The sequence below is a fragment of the Psychrobacillus syltrankelensis genome, assembly GCF_055454035.1.
Map to the genome: position 1 here is coordinate 3134040 of NZ_CM144227.1, position 20402 is coordinate 3154441.

The 20402-nt window shown below is 38.0% G+C and carries 20 protein-coding genes, 8 tRNA genes and 1 rRNA gene; 28 read left to right on the forward strand and 1 reads right to left on the reverse strand.

Annotated elements, in window-relative coordinates; all coding sequences use genetic code 11:
* Positions 1-8 precede the first annotated feature (8 nt).
* The 4 genes from ACTSKG_RS15325 to ACTSKG_RS15340 all read left to right on the forward strand — a co-directional run bounded on the left by ACTSKG_RS15325 (position 9) and on the right by ACTSKG_RS15340 (position 5553).
* Positions 9-728 (forward strand): alpha/beta hydrolase, encoded by a 720-nt coding sequence (locus tag ACTSKG_RS15325; protein ID WP_464755428.1) that lies wholly within the window; start codon positions 9-11, stop codon positions 726-728.
* A gap of 335 nt (positions 729-1063) precedes the next feature.
* Positions 1064-2626 (forward strand): DEAD/DEAH box helicase, encoded by a 1563-nt coding sequence (locus ACTSKG_RS15330; RefSeq protein ID WP_464755429.1) that lies wholly within the window; start codon positions 1064-1066, stop codon positions 2624-2626.
* 949 nt (positions 2627-3575) lie between these two features.
* Entirely contained in the window at positions 3576-4055 is a 480-nt protein-coding gene (locus ACTSKG_RS15335) for a PH domain-containing protein (RefSeq protein WP_464755430.1), read from the forward strand.
* Positions 4048-5553, forward strand: a complete 1506-nt coding sequence (locus ACTSKG_RS15340) for a PH domain-containing protein (protein ID WP_464755431.1) — start codon at positions 4048-4050, stop codon at positions 5551-5553. Before ACTSKG_RS15335 ends, ACTSKG_RS15340 begins: the two co-directional genes overlap by 8 nt.
* Before the next feature lie 36 nt (positions 5554-5589).
* On the opposite strand, the gene ACTSKG_RS15345 is transcribed toward ACTSKG_RS15340, so the two are convergent.
* Complete coding sequence (locus tag ACTSKG_RS15345) at positions 5590-6216, reverse strand: rhomboid family intramembrane serine protease (RefSeq protein WP_464755432.1); 627 nt, start codon at positions 6214-6216, stop codon at positions 5590-5592.
* Between the two features lie 66 nt (positions 6217-6282).
* On the opposite strand from ACTSKG_RS15345, the gene acpS reads away from it, so the two are divergent.
* The 24 genes from acpS (at position 6283) to ACTSKG_RS15465 (ending at position 20127) form a co-directional block, all read left to right on the forward strand.
* The gene (gene acpS / locus ACTSKG_RS15350) at positions 6283-6636 is read left to right on the forward strand and encodes a holo-ACP synthase (protein ID WP_464755433.1); all 354 of its coding nucleotides are present in this window, start codon (positions 6283-6285) and stop codon (positions 6634-6636) included.
* Positions 6637-6694: 58 nt separating this feature from the next.
* Positions 6695-7714 (forward strand): LolA family protein, encoded by a 1020-nt coding sequence (locus tag ACTSKG_RS15355; RefSeq protein ID WP_464755434.1) that lies wholly within the window; start codon positions 6695-6697, stop codon positions 7712-7714.
* Positions 7715-7782: 68 nt separating this feature from the next.
* Positions 7783-8889, forward strand: a complete 1107-nt coding sequence (gene alr / locus ACTSKG_RS15360) for an alanine racemase (protein ID WP_464755435.1) — start codon at positions 7783-7785, stop codon at positions 8887-8889.
* A 130-nt stretch (positions 8890-9019) separates the two neighbouring features.
* A complete protein-coding gene (locus ACTSKG_RS15365) occupies positions 9020-9301 on the forward strand; it encodes a transcriptional regulator (protein ID WP_387583256.1) in 282 nt (93 codons plus the stop codon).
* Between the two features lie 4 nt (positions 9302-9305).
* Positions 9306-9656: a type II toxin-antitoxin system PemK/MazF family toxin gene (locus ACTSKG_RS15370; protein WP_387583259.1), complete on the forward strand. Its 351-nt coding sequence runs from the start codon at positions 9306-9308 to the stop codon at positions 9654-9656.
* A gap of 133 nt (positions 9657-9789) precedes the next feature.
* Positions 9790-10620 carry an STAS domain-containing protein gene (locus ACTSKG_RS15375; protein WP_464755436.1) on the forward strand — a complete coding sequence of 277 codons (831 nt, stop codon included), beginning with the start codon at positions 9790-9792 and terminating at the stop codon, positions 10618-10620.
* The gene (locus tag ACTSKG_RS15380; RefSeq protein ID WP_387583263.1) at positions 10617-10979 is read left to right on the forward strand and encodes an STAS domain-containing protein; all 363 of its coding nucleotides are present in this window, start codon (positions 10617-10619) and stop codon (positions 10977-10979) included. Before ACTSKG_RS15375 ends, ACTSKG_RS15380 begins: the two co-directional genes overlap by 4 nt.
* A gap of 6 nt (positions 10980-10985) precedes the next feature.
* Positions 10986-11387, forward strand: a complete 402-nt coding sequence (locus ACTSKG_RS15385; RefSeq protein ID WP_464755437.1) for an anti-sigma regulatory factor — start codon at positions 10986-10988, stop codon at positions 11385-11387.
* A gap of 15 nt (positions 11388-11402) precedes the next feature.
* Entirely contained in the window at positions 11403-12401 is a 999-nt protein-coding gene (locus tag ACTSKG_RS15390) for a SpoIIE family protein phosphatase (protein WP_464755438.1), read from the forward strand.
* Positions 12402-12609: 208 nt separating this feature from the next.
* Entirely contained in the window at positions 12610-12954 is a 345-nt protein-coding gene (locus ACTSKG_RS15395; RefSeq protein WP_464755439.1) for an anti-sigma factor antagonist, read from the forward strand.
* Positions 12941-13411: an anti-sigma B factor RsbW gene (gene rsbW, locus ACTSKG_RS15400; protein ID WP_464755440.1), complete on the forward strand. Its 471-nt coding sequence runs from the start codon at positions 12941-12943 to the stop codon at positions 13409-13411. The genes ACTSKG_RS15395 and rsbW overlap by 14 nt, the downstream gene beginning before the upstream one ends.
* Complete coding sequence (gene sigB / locus ACTSKG_RS15405) at positions 13389-14174, forward strand: RNA polymerase sigma factor SigB (protein ID WP_464755441.1); 786 nt, start codon at positions 13389-13391, stop codon at positions 14172-14174. The genes rsbW and sigB overlap by 23 nt, the downstream gene beginning before the upstream one ends.
* Entirely contained in the window at positions 14171-14767 is a 597-nt protein-coding gene (locus tag ACTSKG_RS15410; RefSeq protein ID WP_464755442.1) for a PP2C family serine/threonine-protein phosphatase, read from the forward strand. Before sigB ends, ACTSKG_RS15410 begins: the two co-directional genes overlap by 4 nt.
* Positions 14768-14827: 60 nt before the next feature.
* Positions 14828-16996 (forward strand): Tex family protein, encoded by a 2169-nt coding sequence (locus tag ACTSKG_RS15415; protein ID WP_464755443.1) that lies wholly within the window; start codon positions 14828-14830, stop codon positions 16994-16996.
* 112 nt (positions 16997-17108) lie between these two features.
* Positions 17109-17579, forward strand: a complete 471-nt coding sequence (locus ACTSKG_RS15420; protein WP_464755444.1) for a SprT family protein — start codon at positions 17109-17111, stop codon at positions 17577-17579.
* Between the two features lie 80 nt (positions 17580-17659).
* Positions 17660-17734 (forward strand) — tRNA-Asn (locus ACTSKG_RS15425).
* Between the two features lie 4 nt (positions 17735-17738).
* Positions 17739-17810 (forward strand) — tRNA-Glu (locus ACTSKG_RS15430).
* A 22-nt stretch (positions 17811-17832) separates the two neighbouring features.
* Positions 17833-17908 (forward strand) — tRNA-Asp (locus ACTSKG_RS15435).
* Between the two features lie 3 nt (positions 17909-17911).
* Positions 17912-17986, forward strand: a tRNA-Gln gene (locus ACTSKG_RS15440).
* Between the two features lie 9 nt (positions 17987-17995).
* A tRNA-Lys gene (locus ACTSKG_RS15445) sits at positions 17996-18068 on the forward strand.
* 65 nt (positions 18069-18133) lie between these two features.
* A tRNA-Leu gene (locus ACTSKG_RS15450) sits at positions 18134-18220 on the forward strand.
* Positions 18221-18231: 11 nt separating this feature from the next.
* Positions 18232-18308, forward strand: a tRNA-Arg gene (locus tag ACTSKG_RS15455).
* 33 nt (positions 18309-18341) lie between these two features.
* Positions 18342-18415: transfer RNA gene (locus ACTSKG_RS15460), tRNA-Gly, on the forward strand.
* Positions 18416-18573: 158 nt separating this feature from the next.
* A 16S ribosomal RNA gene (locus ACTSKG_RS15465) occupies positions 18574-20127 on the forward strand.
* Positions 20128-20402 lie beyond the last annotated feature (275 nt).

The window sequence follows — 20402 nt, forward strand, 5'->3', positions numbered from 1 at the left end:
GGGACATTATGAAAACAGGTGTACTTTGCATTCATGGATTTACCGGTGGACCCTATGAACTACAACCATTTGTAGATTTTTTAGAAGCAAATACAGACTGGGAAATAGTTGTCCCTACACTACCTGGACATGGGGAAACACTATCCCTTGAAAAATTATCTGCGGAAAATTGGATGATGGCAGCAGAACAAACACTGCGACAGCTTCAAAAAGAAGTAGAACAGGTGTATGTAGTTGGATTTTCAATGGGTGGCATAATTGCATTATATTTAGCTAATCGTTATCCAATTAGTAAACTTATCTTGTTAAGTGCAGCTGCCAAGTATGTGTTTCCAATTCAATTACTACAGGACATTCGCGAGATAGCAAAAGAGGCATTGACTGGAAAACTAGAGGACAACCAGTTGTACAAATTTTATTGTAAGAAATTAAAAAATACTCCTATTCATGCCGCTTTAGAATTTATGCGATTAGTACGTATAGTGGAGCCTTACTATGGCCAAATTACAATACCAGCTTTTTTAGTACAAGGAAAAAAAGATGGTATTGTTCCATATACGACAGCTCAGTTTTTGTTTGACCAGTTGGGTTCAGTAAAAAAAGAGTTAATTTACTTAGAAAAAGGGAAGCATCATATATGCTATAGCGAGGATTGTGAAGTTTGGTTTACTAAAGCACTCCGGTTTTTAAAGGATGAAGAGGCGGAAACTGAGAAAGTAATTAACTAACAATTACAACAGTTGCTAATTCATTGCAACTAATTATAAGGCATGATATACTACGTTTAGAGCAATGGATACATTTTGTGTGAAGACTCTTCAGTAATTGATGAAGAGTACTTTTTTTTGAACATAACGGTTTGTTGAAGGAATCAGATTTGCTTAATCCTTAACGAACCGCTCGGCAAAAGACCGGGCTTTCCCTTTATATAAGACCCCTCTGAACTGTAAACCACAGAGAATTTTAAGTAACGGAAACGTTCCTCGTATAGGCTCGAATTTGCCGCAATTTCATCTGAAAATGTAACCATTTGTCAAAACAGAACAAAAAGGAGATTAAAATTTTGACAAATTTTTCAGAATTAAATATTAGCGCTTCTACATTAAAATCCGTACAACGTATGGGGTTTGAAGAAGCAACACCAATCCAAGAAGGTACTATTACACATGCTATGGGCGGACGCGACGTTATCGGTCAAGCACAGACTGGTACAGGTAAAACTGCTGCATTTGGTATCCCTATGATTGAAAAAATTGATATTAAAAACCCAAATATTCAAGCATTAATCATCGCTCCAACACGTGAACTTGCAATCCAAGTTTCGGAAGAGCTGTACAAATTAGGATATGACAAAAAGGTTCGTCTATTATCAGTATACGGTGGGCAAGAAATTAGCCGTCAAATTCGTGCACTTAAAAACAAACCACAAGTTATTGTAGGGACACCTGGTCGTATTCTTGACCATATCAACCGTCGTACGTTGAAACTTGATCAAGTTCAAACACTTATCTTAGACGAAGCAGATGAAATGCTTAACATGGGATTCATCGAAGATATCAACACAATTTTAGAAAGCGTACCTCCTGAGCGTCAAACATTATTGTTCTCAGCTACAATGCCAGGACCGATTCGTAAAATTGCAGAACGCTTCATGAAAGATCCAGTTGAAGTAAAGATTAAGTCTAAAGAAATGACTGTTGAAAACATTGAACAGTTCTACGTAAAAGCTACTGAGCGTGAAAAATTTGATGTTCTTTCAAGAATTTTAAACGTTCACCAACCAGAACTTGCGATAATTTTTGGTCGTACAAAACGCCGTGTAGACGAGTTATCACAAGCCCTAGGTATCCGTGGTTACCTTGCAGAAGGAATTCATGGAGATTTAAGCCAAGCGAAACGTATGTCTGTTTTGAAACAATTCAAATCAAATAAAATAGATATCCTTGTTGCAACAGACGTAGCAGCACGTGGATTAGATATTTCTGGTGTAACGCATGTATACAACTTTGATATTCCACAAGATCCTGAAAGCTATGTTCACCGTATCGGTCGTACAGGACGTGCAGGAAAAAGTGGTATGGCAATTACTTTCGTAACACCAAGAGAAATGGGTTACTTACGTATTGTAGAAGATACTACGAAAAAACGTATGACTTTACTTAATCCACCAAGTTCAGATGAAGCTTTAATTGGACTACAACGTGTTGCAATTGAAAACTTATCGGGAATTGTGGCTAAAAACGATTTAGGTGATTACCGTACATTAGCAGCAGAAATGCTTGAGAAATTTGAAGCAGTAGATGTAATTGCTGCAGCTTTAAAATCAATGACAAAAGAACCTGATGATACACCAATCTCAATTTCAGAAGAACGTCCATTACCAGCTCGTAGAGAACGTAGCGGTGGTGGCGGACGCAGCGGTGGCGGTGGTTACAAAGGTAACCGTAGCGGCGGTGGTGGAGGTGGACGTAGTTCATCTTCAAGTCGCGGAGGAAGCGATCGCGGAGCTTCACGCTCAGGCGGCGGTTCGCGTCCAAGCAGCGGTGGAGCACGTCGTAGCAGCGGTCCTCGTGACGGTTCTACTCAACGTAGCACAAGAACTCGCTCAACTCGCAGCGAAAGCTAATAGTATATTCAAAAGGATGATCCTACATTTTAGTGGGATCATCCTTTTTTCAATTTCTATAATATTTTGTTGGGGTATCCGCAATTTTAAAAGTTAAATTTACGTAATCGCCCATTCTTTTTCGCTAGGTGTTTCCGGTAGGAAAAGGTGGATTTCCGTTTCAGGTGGACGCGTTCCGCGGGGTGAGCGATGAACCATCACCGCCGCGCGTGCGTTGTGATGGTTCATCTGTCTCCGAGGAACGAAGGCTAAGAACGCCACATCGTGTGGCAACGCCTTCGTGACCAACATTCCTGTTGGCCTCCGTCCGGAGTCGCCACCCTTCACTACAATCCATTAAGTGAGTAGTACCTAAGTAAGAGATGCTATTGCTTTTTAAAATGTAATAGGCATTAAGTGTATATATTTTTTTAAGTAATTATAATTCACCCTATACACACTAGTTGATTAGAGTGGCACTTTCTTTTGCTAATCTATATGGCAAGTGGAATTAGAGAAAAATAGATAGTATCCAAAGGTAATGAAGGGAAGAGCTTGCAAAATTCTATTTTCGGAAGCTTTAAAAAAAGTAGGAAAGTATTTTTTCTCTAATTATCCAAACCGAACGCACCATGTCCTCACCAATTCCAAGAGGGCGACGGACAAACAACCGCCGCAGGATTACCGAAAAAATGGATCGTGAAGTGACGCAGTCACTTCACGATCCATTACTCTAACGGTAATGATGTAGCCAGTGTTTCGTCCAAAGCACTTTGGAATTAGTGAGACCAGCTACACTTAAAGGGTGCTTGAGGTTTTCTTATGTAAAACTATCTTAAAAGATCTTAGAAAACAAAGAGTATCTTAGAAAATACCTCATTTTTCTTTAAAAATAACTCCACATCTCTATATATTTGAAACATTTTCCCTATCAAATCGTATACAATTGACTAGGGAAGAGGTGTTTAATATGAGGGAAGAACCAATTAATCGATTATCACAAAAAGGATTGCGGGTATGGAGAATATATGGAATTTTTCAAACGCTTATCGTGCTAATTGTTGGAATAGGTATTAGTGCAATTAATTATTTTATTGGAAATTATATGTGGGTATATTTAGTTATTGGAGTAGTTGTTCTATTGCTCGCATACTTTTTAATATATTTGTTTCCAAAAGTTAGATGGATGCGATGGAGATATGAAGTCCGAGACCAAGAGATTGAATTACAACATGGCTTATTTGTCATAAAACGAACATTAGTACCAATGGTTCGTGTTCAACATGTTGACACAGAGCAGGGACCAATATTAAGAAAATATGACTTGGCATCTATTACTATTTCAACAGCAGCTACTAATCATATAATTCCTGCACTTATTACTGCAGAAGCCGACGAGTTGAGAGGGAGAATATCTGTACTTGCAAGGGTGGCGGAAGATGATGTCTAATGAAAAGTACAAATTACATCCAGTTTCAGCAATAATAAACTTTATTAAAGTTTTAAAAGATATGATTTTTCCTTTTATTGTCGTTGTTGCAGTAAATGGTTTCGGTGGTAACGGGGATTCTAATGGCTGGCCCTCATTTATTACATATAGCATATATGGTATTGTATTAATTTTTCTTCTAGTGAGTGGAATTGTTAAATGGAAGAGATTTAGATATTGGTTTGAAGAAGAAGAGTTACGGATTGAATACGGCTTGTTTGTAAAGAAAAAGAGGTATATTCCTTTTGAGCGGATCCAAAGTTTAAACTATACTGAGGGTATTTTTCATAGACCGTTCGGACTCGTAAAAGTCAAAGTTGAAACAGCCGGCGGTGGACCAACAAAAGAAGCTGATGCAGAATTGACGGCAATTAGGAAAGAAGCTGCAGAACAAATAAAAAGAGAAATGATGCAAGTAAAGAACAAACAATCAGCCGAAATAGAAGGAATAAACCTAGAAGAAGTTATTGCTGAAGAAGCTCGTCCAATCTTTAAAATGTCTATAAAGGATTTATTTGTGTTAGCGAGTACTTCGGGAGGAGTTGGTGTATTTTTCTCTGGTCTTGCCGTATTTGCATCGCAGTTTTCTAATATTATTCCATATGAAATGATATATGATGAAATTATTGTGTTCATACGATTTGGAGTTTTAATAATAGTACTTGGAGTTTTCTTCGTTTTATTGATTGCTTGGATTGTGTCAGTCATAATCACTTTAATTAATTTCTATAACTTTGCGATTCGAGTAGAAGATAACGAGATTATTATTACTAGAGGTCTCTTAGAAAAGAAAAAAATAACACTTCCACTTTCGCGTATTCAAGGATTGAGAGTCGTAGAAAATCCTCTTCGGCAACTAATTGGCTATGCGTCTGTTATTGTCGATAGTGCTGGCGGATCTCTTGAAGAAAAAGATGAAAAAATTCGTCTGCTACCATTAATTAAAAAAGCGGAGATTAACTCCATCTTGGAACAAATTTTTCAAGATTTAGATTTAGAACCGGAATTAGTAACCGTTCCAAAAAGATCAAGAAAGTTTTTTTATCGATTAGATTTTCTTTGGATTGTTCCTCTCTCAACTGCAGTTATTTACTTTTTTTATCCTTTTGGGCTTCTATCTTTAATCTTGCTGCCTCTAAGTTATTTCTTAGGGAGATGGCAACATAGAACTGCGGGATATGCGGTAAATGATAAACACTTAGTGATGAGATATCGAAGTTTTAGTAAAGTAACTATCTGGATGGAGAAAAGGAGAATCCAGTCAATGACAGAGAAAGTTACTTTTTTTCAAAAAAGAAAAAACGTTTCATCTATTGTTACTACGATTAAATCTGGAGTTGGTGGCGTAACATCAATAGTTCCTCATCTAGATAAAGCAGATGCAGAAAAACTAATAAATTGGTACCAACCAATGGATACTACCACTATACAAAAAGAAAAAGAACAACCAAGTTTATAATGGTTGTTCTTTAATTTTTCTTTTAAACTTACTACTTTAGACTACTTTAAATTTGTTCTTCTTCTTTTTCCATGCTGCGATTCGTTTTGGATGGAAATAAATCATTCCAATAATAAAACCAGTTATTAGACCAACAATATGGGCAGTAATATTAATATTTTGTTGAAGAAACGTCATAATCACACCTATTACAATAATAGGTAAAATAATTTGTTTTAACTGTGGCATGAAATTTCTTGTATAATATACCAAAGCTCCAAAAGCTCCTAATATACCATAAATCGCACCACTTGCCCCAACGCTCTGGTAATTCCAATCAAAAAATAAATATGTGCAAATATTCCCGATAAAACCAGCTAAGAAGTATATGGTTAAAAATCTTGCTTTTCCAGCTATTTGCTCTAGTTCAGGTCCAAATAAATATAAAGAGAACATGTTAAATAGAAGGTGCATGAAACCAAAATGTAAAAACATAGGTGTTATTAAACGCCAATATTCACCTTCACTAATGAGTAAATTAAAACCAATTCCCAAATTGAACAGTTGATTTCCGACAATCGGTATACTTGTTATAATAAAGACTAAAATATTTAACGACAGCAAAGTAGATACAACGGGATAATATTTAATATACTGTCTCAAGTTTTCTCTTCTTACAAACATATCGTCACCTCGAATTTTCTACTCATAGTATAGCCTGTATTAGAGGCATTGGAAAGGAGGAACTTCATGATTACTGGAATAGGATTAGATATTACAGAGTTAAGTAGAATAAAATCTATCAAAACTAAAACGAAAAAATTTGAAGAGCGGGTTTTAACGGTTAAAGAAATAGTTCAGATGAATCAACTATCTGAACATAGACAAATTGAATTTTTAGCAGGTCGTTTCGCTGCAAAAGAGGCATTCGCAAAAGCTAAAGGTACAGGAATAGGAAAGGAATGTAGCTTTCTAGACATTGAAATAATACGAGAGTCTAGTGGTAAACCGAGCCTGTACTTTAAAGGCGATCAAGTAAATGGTTTCGTAACTATTACACACACAAAAGAATATGCGGCTGCCCAAGTAATTCTGCAATCATAAACGGTAGTCCACCTACATACAATGAATGAACGCAGTGATAATAGAAAGGATGGACTGATTGAAAAGCCGATTGGCTAAGTGTTTATTTGCAATAATGATGATCCTGTTACTTTCTGCATGTGGAGCCCAATCCAAAGAAGATGTTTTAAAAAAGTTGAGCAGTAAATGGATTGATACGAAAGGGTATGAATTGACTGCGGAAATGAAGATAATGACAGGTCAAGAGCCTAGAATCTATCAAGTGGAAGTATGGCACACAAAACCAGATTTTTACCGTGTCAAAGTTTCAGATACGAATGACGAAAATACCCAAATGATTGTACGTAACAAAGAAGGTGTCTTTGTTGTAACACCTGCATTGAACAAAACATATAAATTTCAGAGTAAATGGCCATCTGAAAATAGCCAAGCCTATTTAATAGGTTCACTGGCGCAGGACATTAAAAAAGATAAGTCATCGACGTTCAAAGAAGAAGGCGGCAATTATGTTTTTGAAACAAAAACAAGTAACAATCACAAAAATATGTTGCCAATTCAAAGGATTTATATCGATAAAAAGACTTTATTGCCAACACATGTTTCTATCCTAAATGAAAATAAGGAAGAGCAAATCAATGTTAAGTTTAAACAAGTGACTCTAGGTAAAGTACACTCTGCTGGAGAATTCAAAATTGAACAAACTCCTACAGGGCAAGCGGATAAAGGTACAGTAGAAGCATCTGCAGAAATAGACGATCCAGCATTTGAAACTCATTATCCAATGGTACAGTGGGATCAATTGCACTTGTTAGAAGAAAAAGTGCTCGATGTAGATGGAGATAAACGAGTTATTTTAACATATAGTGGTGACAAGCAGTTTACAATTATTCAACAGTTAAGTGATAAGAACACCTCATCAACCATTCCTGTATTTGCTCCAGGAGATCCTGTTGATTTAGGCTTTGCTATTGGTGCGGTAACCGATCAATCTATTGCATGGGAACAAGATGGTATGTCCTTTTTCCTTGCTTCCACTTCTTTAACAAAAGAAGAGATGATTGAAGTAGCCTCTTCCATGTCTGTATCTGAATTGAAGTGATTTGTATTGACGTCCACTTCTTTTGAGGAGGATAATAAGTACAAAATGCTGGGAAAGAAGGAAGTACCATGTCGCAAACGTATTACCGGCCAACATTCGTCCATATAAATTTGAAGGCTATAAAATCCAATATTCGAAATTTGAAAAAATTGCTCCCACCACACACACAAATAATTGCAGCAATAAAGGCAAACGCATATGGTCATGGTGACATTGAAGTGGCAAAGGCTGCGTTGAGTGCAGGTGCCACACAATTAGCTGTTGCAACTCCAGAAGAAGCCCTACGCATAAGAGATGCAGGAATAACTGCTGAACTTCTTGTTCTAGGGGCTGCATCAGCTTCCTTCTTACAAAAAGCTTCCGAACAAAATATAACCTTAACAGCGTATTCCCTTGAATGGCTTCACTCTATTCAACATTTTGATAAACCTTTGAAAGTTCATGTGAAAATTGATAGTGGAATGGGAAGAATTGGTTTTGTAAAAGAAAATGATTTAAAAGAGGCATTAGCTTTTATACAAGAAAAAAGCTGGATTCAGGTAACTGGAGTATTTACACATTTTTCGACAGCGGATGAAGTAGAACAAGACCATTTTAAAACCCAAGTGGAAACCTTCGAAAGATTGCTTGCACTATTCGACGAAAAGCCTAAAATGGTGCATGCATCGAATAGTGCTGCTGCTCTAAGGTACCCCTCACAGTATTGGGATGCTGTACGTTATGGTATTTCTATGTATGGAATTGCTCCCTCATCTTTTATGAATGAAATACTTCCTTTTCCTTTAGAACAAGCACTTTCTTTAGTGACCGAAGTAGTACATGTGAAAAAGGTAGAGAAAGGTACTCCGATTGGATATGGGGCAAAGTACAAGGCTATTGACGAAGAATGGATAGCGACGCTTCCGATTGGTTATGCAGATGGACTATTACGAAAATTGAATAGTCAATCTGTTTTAGTAAAAGGAAAAAGAGTATCGATTGTAGGGAAGATATGCATGGATCAATGCATGATTCGACTCCGTGAACCTGTACCTCTTGGAGAAAAAGTGGTGTTAATTGGAAAACAAGGTACAGAAGAAATTAAAATAGAAGAGTGGGCAAATGTATTGGAAACTATACCTTATGAGATTTGCTGCATGCTATCTAATAGGATTCCTAGAATCTATAGTGAATGAATCTCGACAAAATAGTCCTACATGCATAATTTGTCAAATCATTTCTCATTATGTCTTTTATTTAGACTCTAGTAATGGTAAGATGAAGTATATTGTCATATAGGGAAATGTTTTGTCGGAGGTGTTTGCTGTGGTAAGTGATAAAAAGAAAAAGGAAGCGATTATACAGCTTCCAAAGCAAATGGTTAATGAAGGAGTAAAGGTCGTAAAAAAATCATTAACTGGTAGTGAAAAAGTCGGTCGTGTCCAAGCAAATGAATATTTTAAGAAAGAACAGTCAAATCTTATAAGAGAAGCGATGATGAAAGGTTATGTTGAAATGTCTCATATAAACTTATCCATTTGTACGGAATGTTTACATGCAGAGTATGAAGCACAACATACTACTGAGCGACTCGTAAGTGGAGGATGAAAACTTGATCGTAAAACGTGGGGACGTTTTTTTCGCAGATTTATCACCGGTAATCGGGTCTGAGCAAGGGGGAACCAGACCCGTTTTGGTGATTCAGAATGATATTGGTAATCGATTTAGTCCTACTGTTATTATTGCGGCAATAACTGCACAAATACAAAAGGCAAAATTGCCAACACATGTTGAAATAAATGCAAAGCAGTATGACTTCGAACGTGATTCTGTTATTTTATTAGAACAATTGCGAACAATAGATAAATCACGTCTAACCGATAAAATTACGCATCTTGATGAGGATGTAATGTACCAAGTAGATCATGCATTAGGAATAAGTTTAGGAATCGTAAAATTTTAATACATAGGTAAAAACACAATGTGCAGCCGACAAAGGCACATTGTGTTTTTTTAATAGCAAAATAGATGTAAAATATGCCGATATTCGCTACAATATAAATACTAGTATTAACTGAGGAGATGGATTAGTAGTTATGAACAAACAAATCGCTTCGTATATTCATGATAATATAGATGAGATATTGGAGAAATGGAAAATAAAAATGGAAGACGAAGAAGATGATAGATTCTTTCAAATTATGTCAGATAAAGTTATAGATAATACAGTTCGTGAATTTGGTGAGTTAATGATTTCAAGTTTAACAGAAAGTAAAGAAACTTATATGGTGAAGTTAAATGATTTTGCTGTCCAAGTTGTTCGGTATGGTTGGTCTATATCATTTGTTTTAAAAGCACTCACTAATTTTTCAGAGGTAATTTATGAAAAAATGGATGAAGTAGGTTACTTAAATGACCAAAGTATTAAGTCACATAGAGAAATATTAACAAATTGGATAACGCCGCTTAATCATAGCATTGTCGATGCGTACTCGAAGGTTTGGGAAAAAACAGTCCACTTGCAAAAAATAGCTTTACAAGAACTTTCGGCATCATTAATTCCTGTATTCGATAAAATATCTGTTATGCCCTTAGTAGGTACAATCGACACAGAACGTGCAAAGTTAATTATGGAAAACCTATTACAAGGTGTAGTGAAGCACAGAGCGGAAGTAGTGTTGCTTGATATAACCGGAGTTCCTGTAGTAGATACAATGGTAGCTCATCATATCATTCAAGCTGCTGATGCTGTTCGTCTAGTAGGGGCAAAATGTATGTTAGTTGGTATAAGGCCAGAAATTGCACAGACAATAGTAACATTAGGCATAAATTTAAATGATTTTACTACGACAAGTACAATGCAACGAGGAATGGAACAAGCTTTGGCATTGACAAATAGAGCTATAGTAGAGGTGAACTCAAAATGATGACAAGAATTCCAATATTAAAACTAAGAGAATGTCTTATTGTTTCTATTCAATGGGAACTAGATGACCAAACAGCTATAGCATTTCAAGAGGACTTATTGGACAAGCTCCATTCTACTGCTGCAAGAGGAGTTGTATTAGATTTAACACCAATTGACTTTATTGATTCTTTCATTGCAAAAGTGCTTGGTGATGTAATTAGCATGTCAGGTCTTATGGGAGCAAAGGTGGTTATTACAGGTATTCAACCTGCTGTTGCCATTACACTAATCGAATTAGGTATAAGGTTAGAAAACGTAGTAACCGCTCTAGACTTAGAAAATGGATTGGAAAAACTAGAACGAGAATTGGAGGACTAATTCATTATGAACTTAAGGTCTTCTGTCGATATTATATCAGAGTGGGATATTGTTGCTGCTAGACAGCTTGGAAGAAATGAGGCAAAGGAAGTTGGCTTCGGAACGGTAGATCAAGCTAGAATTACAACAGCAATCAGTGAACTTGCTCGGAATATTTATTTATATGCTGGAAAAGGTAATATAGAAATCAAACAAATTACAGAAGGCAATCTTACAGGGTTGTTAGTCATTGCATCGGACAATGGTCCAGGAATATCTGACGTAAGAAAAGTAATGGAAGATGGATATACAACATCTGGTGGACTTGGAGCAGGTTTACCAGGGGTAAAGCGTTTAATGGATGATTTTAAAATCGAAACAAATTTTGGAGAGGGCACTACGATTAGTGCAAAAAAATGGCTTAGATAGGAGGTGAGATGAGTCATGCCTCAAGAATTTAAAAGACAATATAAAGAAATATTAAAACAATATACTTTAAGACAGACAGAACATAACTTGTACGAAGGACAGAATTTTAGCAGACAATTAATTCAAAAGAATATTTCTCCAGAAGAGGTAATCAGCATACATAAGGCATCTCTAGAAGAAATAATTCCCGACTTGCCGAAGAATGTATCTCATTCTTTTGATTTTTTAATAGAAGTGATGATTCGATACGGATTGGCGTTAAAAGAACATCAAGCATTAATAAAAAAGCAAGAAGAGTTCAAAATGGAAATCGAACTTGCTTCAAACGTACAACAAACTTTGCTTAAAACGAAAATACCCAGCATGAATGGTTTAGATATTGGTATGATTTCAGTGCCAGCACAAGAGATGAACGGAGATTATGCCTATTTTTTAAATGATGAGACAAGTGTAGGAGTTGCAGTTGCAGACGTTATAGGAAAGGGAATTCCAGCTGCACTATGTATGTCGATGATAAAATATGGCATGGACAGTTTAACAGGAGCTAAAACTGATCCTGTCATTGTGTTAGATGTTATCAATAGAATTGTTGAGAAAAGTGTAAGTGACTCTATGTTCATATCGATGTTCTATGGAACTTATGATACAGCGAAAAGCGAGTTTACGTATGCGTCGGCAGGACATGAACCACCTCTTTTATATTGTGCAAAGAGTAAATGTTTTACGGAGTTGCAAGCGAAAGGTTTGTTGCTTGGAGTTATACCCAACGTAAAATATGAACAGCGCTCAGTTGTATTGGATAAAGACGATTTTGTTGTGATGATGACCGATGGAGTGACAGAATGTCGATCAAAAGAGGGTTTCATTGAACAACAAACTATAATGGATATTATTGAAAGTGTAAGAGATGAATCTGCTCAAACAATGGTAGAATATGTATTCGACAAATTAGAGGAATTACAAGATTTTGAGCAACGTGATGATTTTACGCTTGTCATTTTCAAAAAAGTGTAAGCTCATTTAGTTAAAGTTTTTCGTAAGTCTATAGATGTGAAAAGGAGTTCATCGAGCAAGCGCGATGTGCTGTTTTTTTATAAGATGAGAAAGACTTTTCTTATTTTATTCCAGAAATTGGCACTTGTACGATTCTTATAATAAATGTTTATCACTAGCTATGATGGGGTATAGAATTCTATATATAGCGAAGACGGGGGATAATGTAATGAATATTTCAGTAAAACTATTACAAGAAAATACGTGTGTTAAAGGTTTTATTACAGGAGAAATCGATGCCTTTACAGCGCCAGTTCTCAGAGAGAAATTAGCAGAGATCCAATTAACCGAGGATCTAAGTATAGACTTGAATTTAAAAGATGTTTCTTATATGGATAGTACAGGATTAGGTGTATTTGTTGGTTTTTATAAAAGTGTAAAAGCTTCAAATAGTCATTTAGAATTAACCGGACTTTCATCAAGATTAAAACGATTGTTTGATATAACCGGTTTAGGTGAAATTATGGATATTCAAACAGCGAGTGAAGAGGTGAAAATAGATGAAACCGTTTGATTATGTGGAAATCCGGCTGCCTGCAAAACCACAATATGTTAGTGTTGCACGTTTGACAATTTCAGGCTTAGCAAATCGGATTGGATTTACATATGACGAGATTGAGGACTTGAAAATTGCCACAAGTGAAGCTATTACAAACGCTGTCCAACATGCATATGCCGATCACGAGGAAGGAGAAGTGGTTATCGGCTGTGCAATTTATGAAGAAAAAATGGAAATTATGGTGGCGGATCATGGGAAAAGTTTTGATTTTGAAGAGACAAAGGCAAAAGTTGGTCCCTATCATGATTTAGAAGAAGGGTCGTTTCTAAGAGAAGGCGGTTTAGGTTTATATTTAATCGAGACGTTAATGGATGAAGTAAAAGTCCATCACCAAGAAGGTGTAACTGTATTTATGACGAAGTATGTCGGAGTAGAGCAGGTGGATGAAAATGTCGAACACATCACATCTTAACAGGCAATCCAAGGAGCAAATATTAGAATGGATTGAAGAATACCAACAGAACGAGAGCGATGAGGCCCAAACCAAACTAGTGTTAAATTATACAAGGTTGGTAGAATCTATTGCTCGAAAATATTCAAATGGTAAATCACATCACGAGGATATAGTACAAGTAGGGATGCTAGGCCTTTTAGGGGCAATCAGAAGATATGATCCAACTATTGGGAAAAGCTTTGAAGCGTTTGCTATCCCTACAATTATCGGTGAAATAAAACGGTTCTTGCGGGATAAGACTTGGGCAGTACATGTCCCAAGAAGAATTAAGGAACTTGGTCCACGTATAAGAGCAGCAGTAGAAACTTTAACAGTCGAATTTCAACGTTCCCCATTAGTGCCAGAAATAGCTGACTTTTTGGGGGAAGAAGTGGAAAGTGTTTTAGAAGCCATGGAAATGAGTAAGAGTTATCAAGCGCTCTCAATGGATCATTCGTTGGATTCTGATTCAGACGGCGGTACTATCACACTGTTTGATGTTATCGGAAAAGCAGATGGAGAATTCGAAAAAACAGATCAGCGTTTACTGGTAGCTAATGCTCTTAGCATACTATCAGATCGTGAGAAAGAAATAATTCAGCTTACATACATGGAGCAGTTAAGTCAAAAAGAAACAGGCGAACGATTAGGTATTTCTCAGATGCATGTTTCAAGAATTCAAAGAAAAGCAATAAAGAAATTGCAAGAAGCAATTTTAGCGTCAGGTGGATTAAAACAGTGAAAATATTTTCAGATGAAAAGGTAGAAATGTATGTGTATCAAGAAGCGAAGACTGGAAATTTGGAATCTGGAGACACATATTATATAGACCAAAAAGAGGATTATTTAATTTGTGCCATTGCAGATGGATTGGGTAATGGGCCGGTTGCAAAAGAGTCTGCGGATATTATGCCGGAAATTTTAGCGAAATACCCAGAGGAGTCGCTTGATAGTTTACTTATACGTTGCAATGAATTAATGCTGCAAAAAAGAGGAGCCGCCGTAGCTATTGTGAAGGTAGATTTTAAACTACAAACAATATCTTATAGCTGTGTGGGAAATATCAAATTTTATATGTATCAAAGTGAAACAGATAAAATGATTTATCCTTTACCAGTTATGGGTTACTTATCTGGAAGAAAGCAAAAGCTTCACACACAAACATATCCCTATAATAAAAATGATTTATTTTTATTGCATTCTGACGGTGTAAACTTGAGAAGTCCAAAAGCATTGATTAAACAATCGGTTAATGCACAATGCTTATACAAAGCTGTACTCGACGATATCGAACACGGCGATGACGCAACATTTATTACAGGAAGCTTACTCTAGTTAAATATAGGGTAAGCTTTTTTATGTTAAAATAAATAATAAGGAGAGGGTGTGTTTGTTTTGGAAATAAAGAAAATGCTACAACTTGTTTCTAAAGAAACTGGAGTGAAAACAAGCCAAGCAGAACAAGTAATTAAGCTACTAGAAGAAGGAAATACAGTTCCTTTTATAGCACGGTATAGAAAAGAACAAACTGGATCTTTGGATGAGGTGCAAATTAAAGCAGTCGAAGATCGTTACAATTACATACAACAGCTAGAACAGCGAAAAGAAGAGGTCATCAGATTGATTGATGAGCAAGGAAAGCTAACAGAAGAATTATCGACTTCTATTCAAAATGCTACTGTACTACAACGATTAGAAGATTTATATCGTCCATATAAACAAAAGCGAAGAACAAAAGCAACGATTGCTAAAGAGAAAGGATTAGAACCTCTAGCAAAGTTGCTACTTACGTTTCCTAAAGAGTCTGTTAAAAAGCTTGCAACCGATTATTTGAGTGAAGAATTAGAGGTTCTTTCTATAGAAGAGGCACTTCAAGGAGCAAGAGACATTTTAGCTGAACAATTTGCAGATGATGCAAAAATCCGTGAACAAATACGCAATGTATCTCGTTTAGATGGAAAGATTATTTCTGCAGTTAAAAAGGCTGAAGTGGACGAGAAAAATGTTTTTGAAATGTATTATGAGTACGAGGAACCTGTGAAAAAAATAGTCCCTCACAGAACTTTAGCGCTTAATCGTGGAGAAAAAGAAGATGTGCTCAAAGTGAGTATTCAGGTTCCAATAGATAAAGTAACGAATCTCATGAAAAGTCAGTGGATATCTTATAATACTTCCAGTGATGCAGTTGAACATGTGGAAATGGCGATTGAAGACTCGTATAAACGCTTAATCCAGCCTTCTGTAGAACGAGAAATCCGAACAGAGCTAACGGAAAAAGCAGAAACTCAAGCAATCCATATTTTCTCGGAAAATTTACGTAATCTTTTATTGCAACCGCCTTTGAAAGGAAAAGTTATTCTTGGCGTGGATCCAGCTTATCGAACTGGATGTAAGCTTGCGGTAGTTGATGATACAGGAAAGCTACTAGAGGTTTCTGCAATTTATCCCCATGCTCCTAAAATGGACGTGGAAGGATCTAAAAAGAAAGTCCTTTCTTATATAAAGAAATACCCTATCTCTTTAATTGCGATTGGAAACGGAACCGCTTCTCGTGAAACAGAACAATTTATAGTAGATTGTCTAAAAGAAGTAGAAGGCGACGTTGCCTACGTTATTGTCAATGAAGCCGGAGCAAGCGTGTATTCTGCATCTGAAACTGCAAGAAATGAGTTCCCTGATTTACAGGTGGAGCAGCGAAGTGCTGTATCTATTGCAAGAAGACTACAAGATCCGCTTGCTGAACTGGTAAAAATCGAACCAAAAGCAGTAGGAGTGGGACAATACCAACATGATGTATCCCAAAAGAAATTGTCAGAATCTCTTTCTTTTATAGTAGAAACAGCTGTTAACCAAGTTGGAGTGAATGTAAATACTGCATCTGCGTCCTTATTGCAATATGTTTCCGGTCTATCTAAAACTGTTGCGGAAAATGTAGTGAACTTGAGAAATGAGCAGGGAAGATTTACATCAAGGGCACAACTGAAGAAAATTCCTCGCTTGGGTGCTAAGACATATGAGCAAGCTATAGGATTCTTACGTGTACCAGACGCTAAAAATCCATTCGATGCTACAGGAATTCACCCTGAAAGCTATAAAGCCGCTGAGCAAGTATTGGAAATTGTAGGCTTAAAAAAATCTCAAATCGGATCAAAAGAAGCTGAAGAGGCTTTGACAAATATAAATATTGTGGAAGTAAGCAGGGAATTAGAAATTGGTGAAATTACTTTAAAAGATATAGTTGAGACATTGATTAAGCCGACTAGAGACCCCCGTGAAGCGTTTCCGCAACCTATTTTGAAAAAAGACGTGCTCAAAATGGAAGATCTTCAAAAAGGTATGGAGCTTCAAGGGACCGTTCGAAACGTTGTAGACTTTGGTGCATTTGTTGATATTGGTGTAAAACAAGATGGGTTAGTTCATATTTCGAAGTTGAAAAAAGGCTTTGTTAAACATCCACTAGATGTTGTCTCCTTAGGTGATATTGTTACAGTGTGGGTCGAACAATACGATGCGAATAAAGGAAAGGTTTCTTTAACCATGCTTCCACCGGAACAACAACTATAAAAAAACAATGGTTGTCCAATGACTTATTCATTGGACAATCTCTTTTTAATCTTGGGTTCAATGCAAATTATGACGGAAATTTACCGAGGTATATTTAATAGGAGAGATACAAATGACAGATGAAAAACTTTATGAATTAATATGTAGTGTATCAAAGAGAGTCTTTGGGAAAGACTTTCAACATGAAGCATATTTTAATAATCGCCTTCGAACGACCGGAGGAAGATACATGCTTCGGTCTCATCATATCCAAATAAATCCTCTTGTGTATAAAAAACATGGGATGGAAGAATTGATTGGTGTGATAAAGCATGAATTGTGCCATTATCATTTACATATAGAAGGAAAAGGTTATAAACATGGAGATAAGGATTTTAAGGAGCTATTAACAAGAACCAAATCTCCAAGATTTTGTTCTACTCTTGTTGAAAGTACTAAACGCTCAAGAACTAAAATTTATACTTATCAATGTAGAAAATGTTCATTAATATATAATCGGAAAATTCAATTAAACACGAACAAATATAGATGTGGTAAGTGTTTAGGAGACTTAGTTTTAATTTCAATGAAAAATTCTAATTAAATTTCGAAAAAGTAGTTGACGTTTGTTAAAAGGCTCTCTATAATAGAAAAAGTCGAGTAAAACAAAACGACAAAAATTATTCCGAAGTAGCTCAGTGGTAGAGCAATCGGCTGTTAACCGATTGGTCGTAGGTTCGAGTCCTACCTTCGGAGCCATTATGGCCCCTTGGTCAAGCGGTTAAGACACCGCCCTTTCACGGCGGTAACACGGGTTCGAATCCCGTAGGGGTCATTTATATATTTTAAGTTTTAGAGGTCCCGTGGTGTAGCGGTTAACATGCCTGCCTGTCACGCAGGAGATCGCCGGTTCGATCCCGGTCGGGACCGCCATGTTGGGGTATAGCCAAGCGGTAAGGCAACGGATTTTGATTCCGTCATGCCCTGGTTCGAATCCAGGTACCCCAGCCATTTTACTTCGAGCCATTAGCTCAGTTGGTAGAGCATCTGACTTTTAATCAGAGGGTCGTAGGTTCGAATCCTACATGGCTCATCATTTTGTTGTTGACAATCTCGGTTTACGAGAGTATAGTAAGTAGTGTCCTAATGAATAACTACGCGGTCGTGGCGGAATGGCAGACGCGCTAGGTTGAGGGCCTAGTGGGGGATAACCCCGTGGAGGTTCAAATCCTCTCGGCCGCACCAAAGCACATTATGCGCCCGTAGCTCAATTGGATAGAGCGTCTGACTACGGATCAGAAGGTTGTGGGTTCGACTCCTGCCGGGCGCGCCAAACAACAACAACAACAACTTGAATTTTATATATGCGGGTGTAGTTTAGTGGTAAAACCTCAGCCTTCCAAGCTGATGATGAGAGTTCGATTCTCTTCACCCGCTCCATTATCTTAAACCATTAATACATGAACATTGAAAACTGAACATGCAAAACGTTAAGAAATATAGCTTGAAAGACTAACTTTGTTAGTTTGATAGCAAAACAATTTTGACATCATTTAATGATGATGCCAGCAAAACAAAATGAGCTTTTTAAGTTCTCTATTATGGAGAGTTTGATCCTGGCTCAGGACGAACGCTGGCGGCATGCCTAATACATGCAAGTCGAGCGAATGATGAAGAAGCTTGCTTCTTCTGATTTAGCGGCGGACGGGTGAGTAACACGTGGGCAACCTGCCCTGTAGATTGGGATAACTCCGGGAAACCGGGGCTAATACCGAATAATCCATTTCCTCACATGTGGAAATGTTAAAAGACGGTTTCGGCTGTCACTACAGGATGGGCCCGCGGCGCATTAGCTAGTTGGTGAGGTAACGGCTCACCAAGGCGACGATGCGTAGCCGACCTGAGAGGGTGATCGGCCACACTGGGACTGAGACACGGCCCAGACTCCTACGGGAGGCAGCAGTAGGGAATCTTCCACAATGGACGAAAGTCTGATGGAGCAATGCCGCGTGAGTGAAGAAGGTTTTCGGATCGTAAAACTCTGTTGTGAGGGAAGAACAAGTACGAGAGTAACTGCTCGTACCTTGACGGTACCTCATTAGAAAGCCACGGCTAACTACGTGCCAGCAGCCGCGGTAATACGTAGGTGGCAAGCGTTGTCCGGAATTATTGGGCGTAAAGCGCGCGCAGGCGGTCCTTTAAGTCTGATGTGAAATCCCACGGCTCAACCGTGGAAGGTCATTGGAAACTGGGGGACTTGAGTACAGAAGAGGAAAGCGGAATTCCAAGTGTAGCGGTGAAATGCGTAGAGATTTGGAGGAACACCAGTGGCGAAGGCGGCTTTCTGGTCTGTAACTGACGCTGAGGCGCGAAAGCGTGGGGAGCAAACAGGATTAGATACCCTGGTAGTCCACGCCGTAAACGATGAGTGCTAAGTGTTAGGGGGTTTCCGCCCCTTAGTGCTGCAGCTAACGCATTAAGCACTCCGCCTGGGGAGTACGGTCGCAAGACTGAAACTCAAAGGAATTGACGGGGGCCCGCACAAGCGGTGGAGCATGTGGTTTAATTCGAAGCAACGCGAAGAACCTTACCAGGTCTTGACATCCCGCTGACCGTTCTAGAGATAGATCTTTCCCTTCGGGGACAGCGGTGACAGGTGGTGCATGGTTGTCGTCAGCTCGTGTCGTGAGATGTTGGGTTAAGTCCCGCAACGAGCGCAACCCTTGATCTTAGTTGCCAGCATTCAGTTGGGCACTCTAAGGTGACTGCCGGTGATAAACCGGAGGAAGGTGGGGATGACGTCAAATCATCATGCCCCTTATGACCTGGGCTACACACGTGCTACAATGGACGGTACAGAGGGTCGCAACCCCGCGAGGGTGAGCTAATCCCATAAAACCGTTCTCAGTTCGGATTGTAGGCTGCAACTCGCCTACATGAAGCCGGAATCGCTAGTAATCGTGGATCAGCATGCCACGGTGAATACGTTCCCGGGCCTTGTACACACCGCCCGTCACACCACGAGAGTTTGTAACACCCGAAGTCGGTGGGGTAACCCTTACGGGAGCCAGCCGCCGAAGGTGGGACAGATGATTGGGGTGAAGTCGTAACAAGGTAGCCGTATCGGAAGGTGCGGCTGGATCACCTCCTTTCTAAGGATAATATCGGAATACAGATTTTTATCTGTATCTTAACGTTTTGCAGTTCAGTTTTGAATGTTCATTTTATATGAAGATTCAACAGCTTTAACTCTTGTTCTTTGAAAACTGGATAAAACGACATTGAAAGAAATAAATTCAAGAAATTCAATTTGTAATCACATTTGTGATTATTTTTTGTGTAGTACTTTTAACTACTATTTTTGAGGATTTCAAGACACCAGCAGTGCTAGGAAACGAAGGAGAGAGGAAAGGAACGTACTTACGTA

Excerpts from the sequence above, each read along its gene's own strand:
- ACTSKG_RS15325 (WP_464755428.1), top strand. The coding sequence starts at position 9 with ATGAAAACAGGTGTACTTTGCATTCATGGATTTACCGGTGGACCCTAT.
- ACTSKG_RS15335 (WP_464755430.1), top strand. The coding sequence starts at position 3,576 with ATGAGGGAAGAACCAATTAATCGATTATCACAAAAAGGATTGCGGGTA.
- ACTSKG_RS15340 (WP_464755431.1), top strand. The coding sequence starts at position 4,048 with ATGTCTAATGAAAAGTACAAATTACATCCAGTTTCAGCAATAATAAAC.
- ACTSKG_RS15345 (WP_464755432.1), bottom strand. The coding sequence starts at position 6,216 with ATGTTTGTAAGAAGAGAAAACTTGAGACAGTATATTAAATATTATCCC.
- acpS (WP_464755433.1), top strand. The coding sequence starts at position 6,283 with ATGATTACTGGAATAGGATTAGATATTACAGAGTTAAGTAGAATAAAA.
- alr (WP_464755435.1), top strand. The coding sequence starts at position 7,783 with ATGTCGCAAACGTATTACCGGCCAACATTCGTCCATATAAATTTGAAG.
- ACTSKG_RS15375 (WP_464755436.1), top strand. The coding sequence starts at position 9,790 with ATGAACAAACAAATCGCTTCGTATATTCATGATAATATAGATGAGATA.
- ACTSKG_RS15380 (WP_387583263.1), top strand. The coding sequence starts at position 10,617 with ATGATGACAAGAATTCCAATATTAAAACTAAGAGAATGTCTTATTGTT.
- ACTSKG_RS15385 (WP_464755437.1), top strand. The coding sequence starts at position 10,986 with ATGAACTTAAGGTCTTCTGTCGATATTATATCAGAGTGGGATATTGTT.
- ACTSKG_RS15390 (WP_464755438.1), top strand. The coding sequence starts at position 11,403 with ATGCCTCAAGAATTTAAAAGACAATATAAAGAAATATTAAAACAATAT.
- ACTSKG_RS15395 (WP_464755439.1), top strand. The coding sequence starts at position 12,610 with ATGAATATTTCAGTAAAACTATTACAAGAAAATACGTGTGTTAAAGGT.
- rsbW (WP_464755440.1), top strand. The coding sequence starts at position 12,941 with ATGAAACCGTTTGATTATGTGGAAATCCGGCTGCCTGCAAAACCACAA.
- sigB (WP_464755441.1), top strand. The coding sequence starts at position 13,389 with ATGTCGAACACATCACATCTTAACAGGCAATCCAAGGAGCAAATATTA.
- ACTSKG_RS15420 (WP_464755444.1), top strand. The coding sequence starts at position 17,109 with ATGACAGATGAAAAACTTTATGAATTAATATGTAGTGTATCAAAGAGA.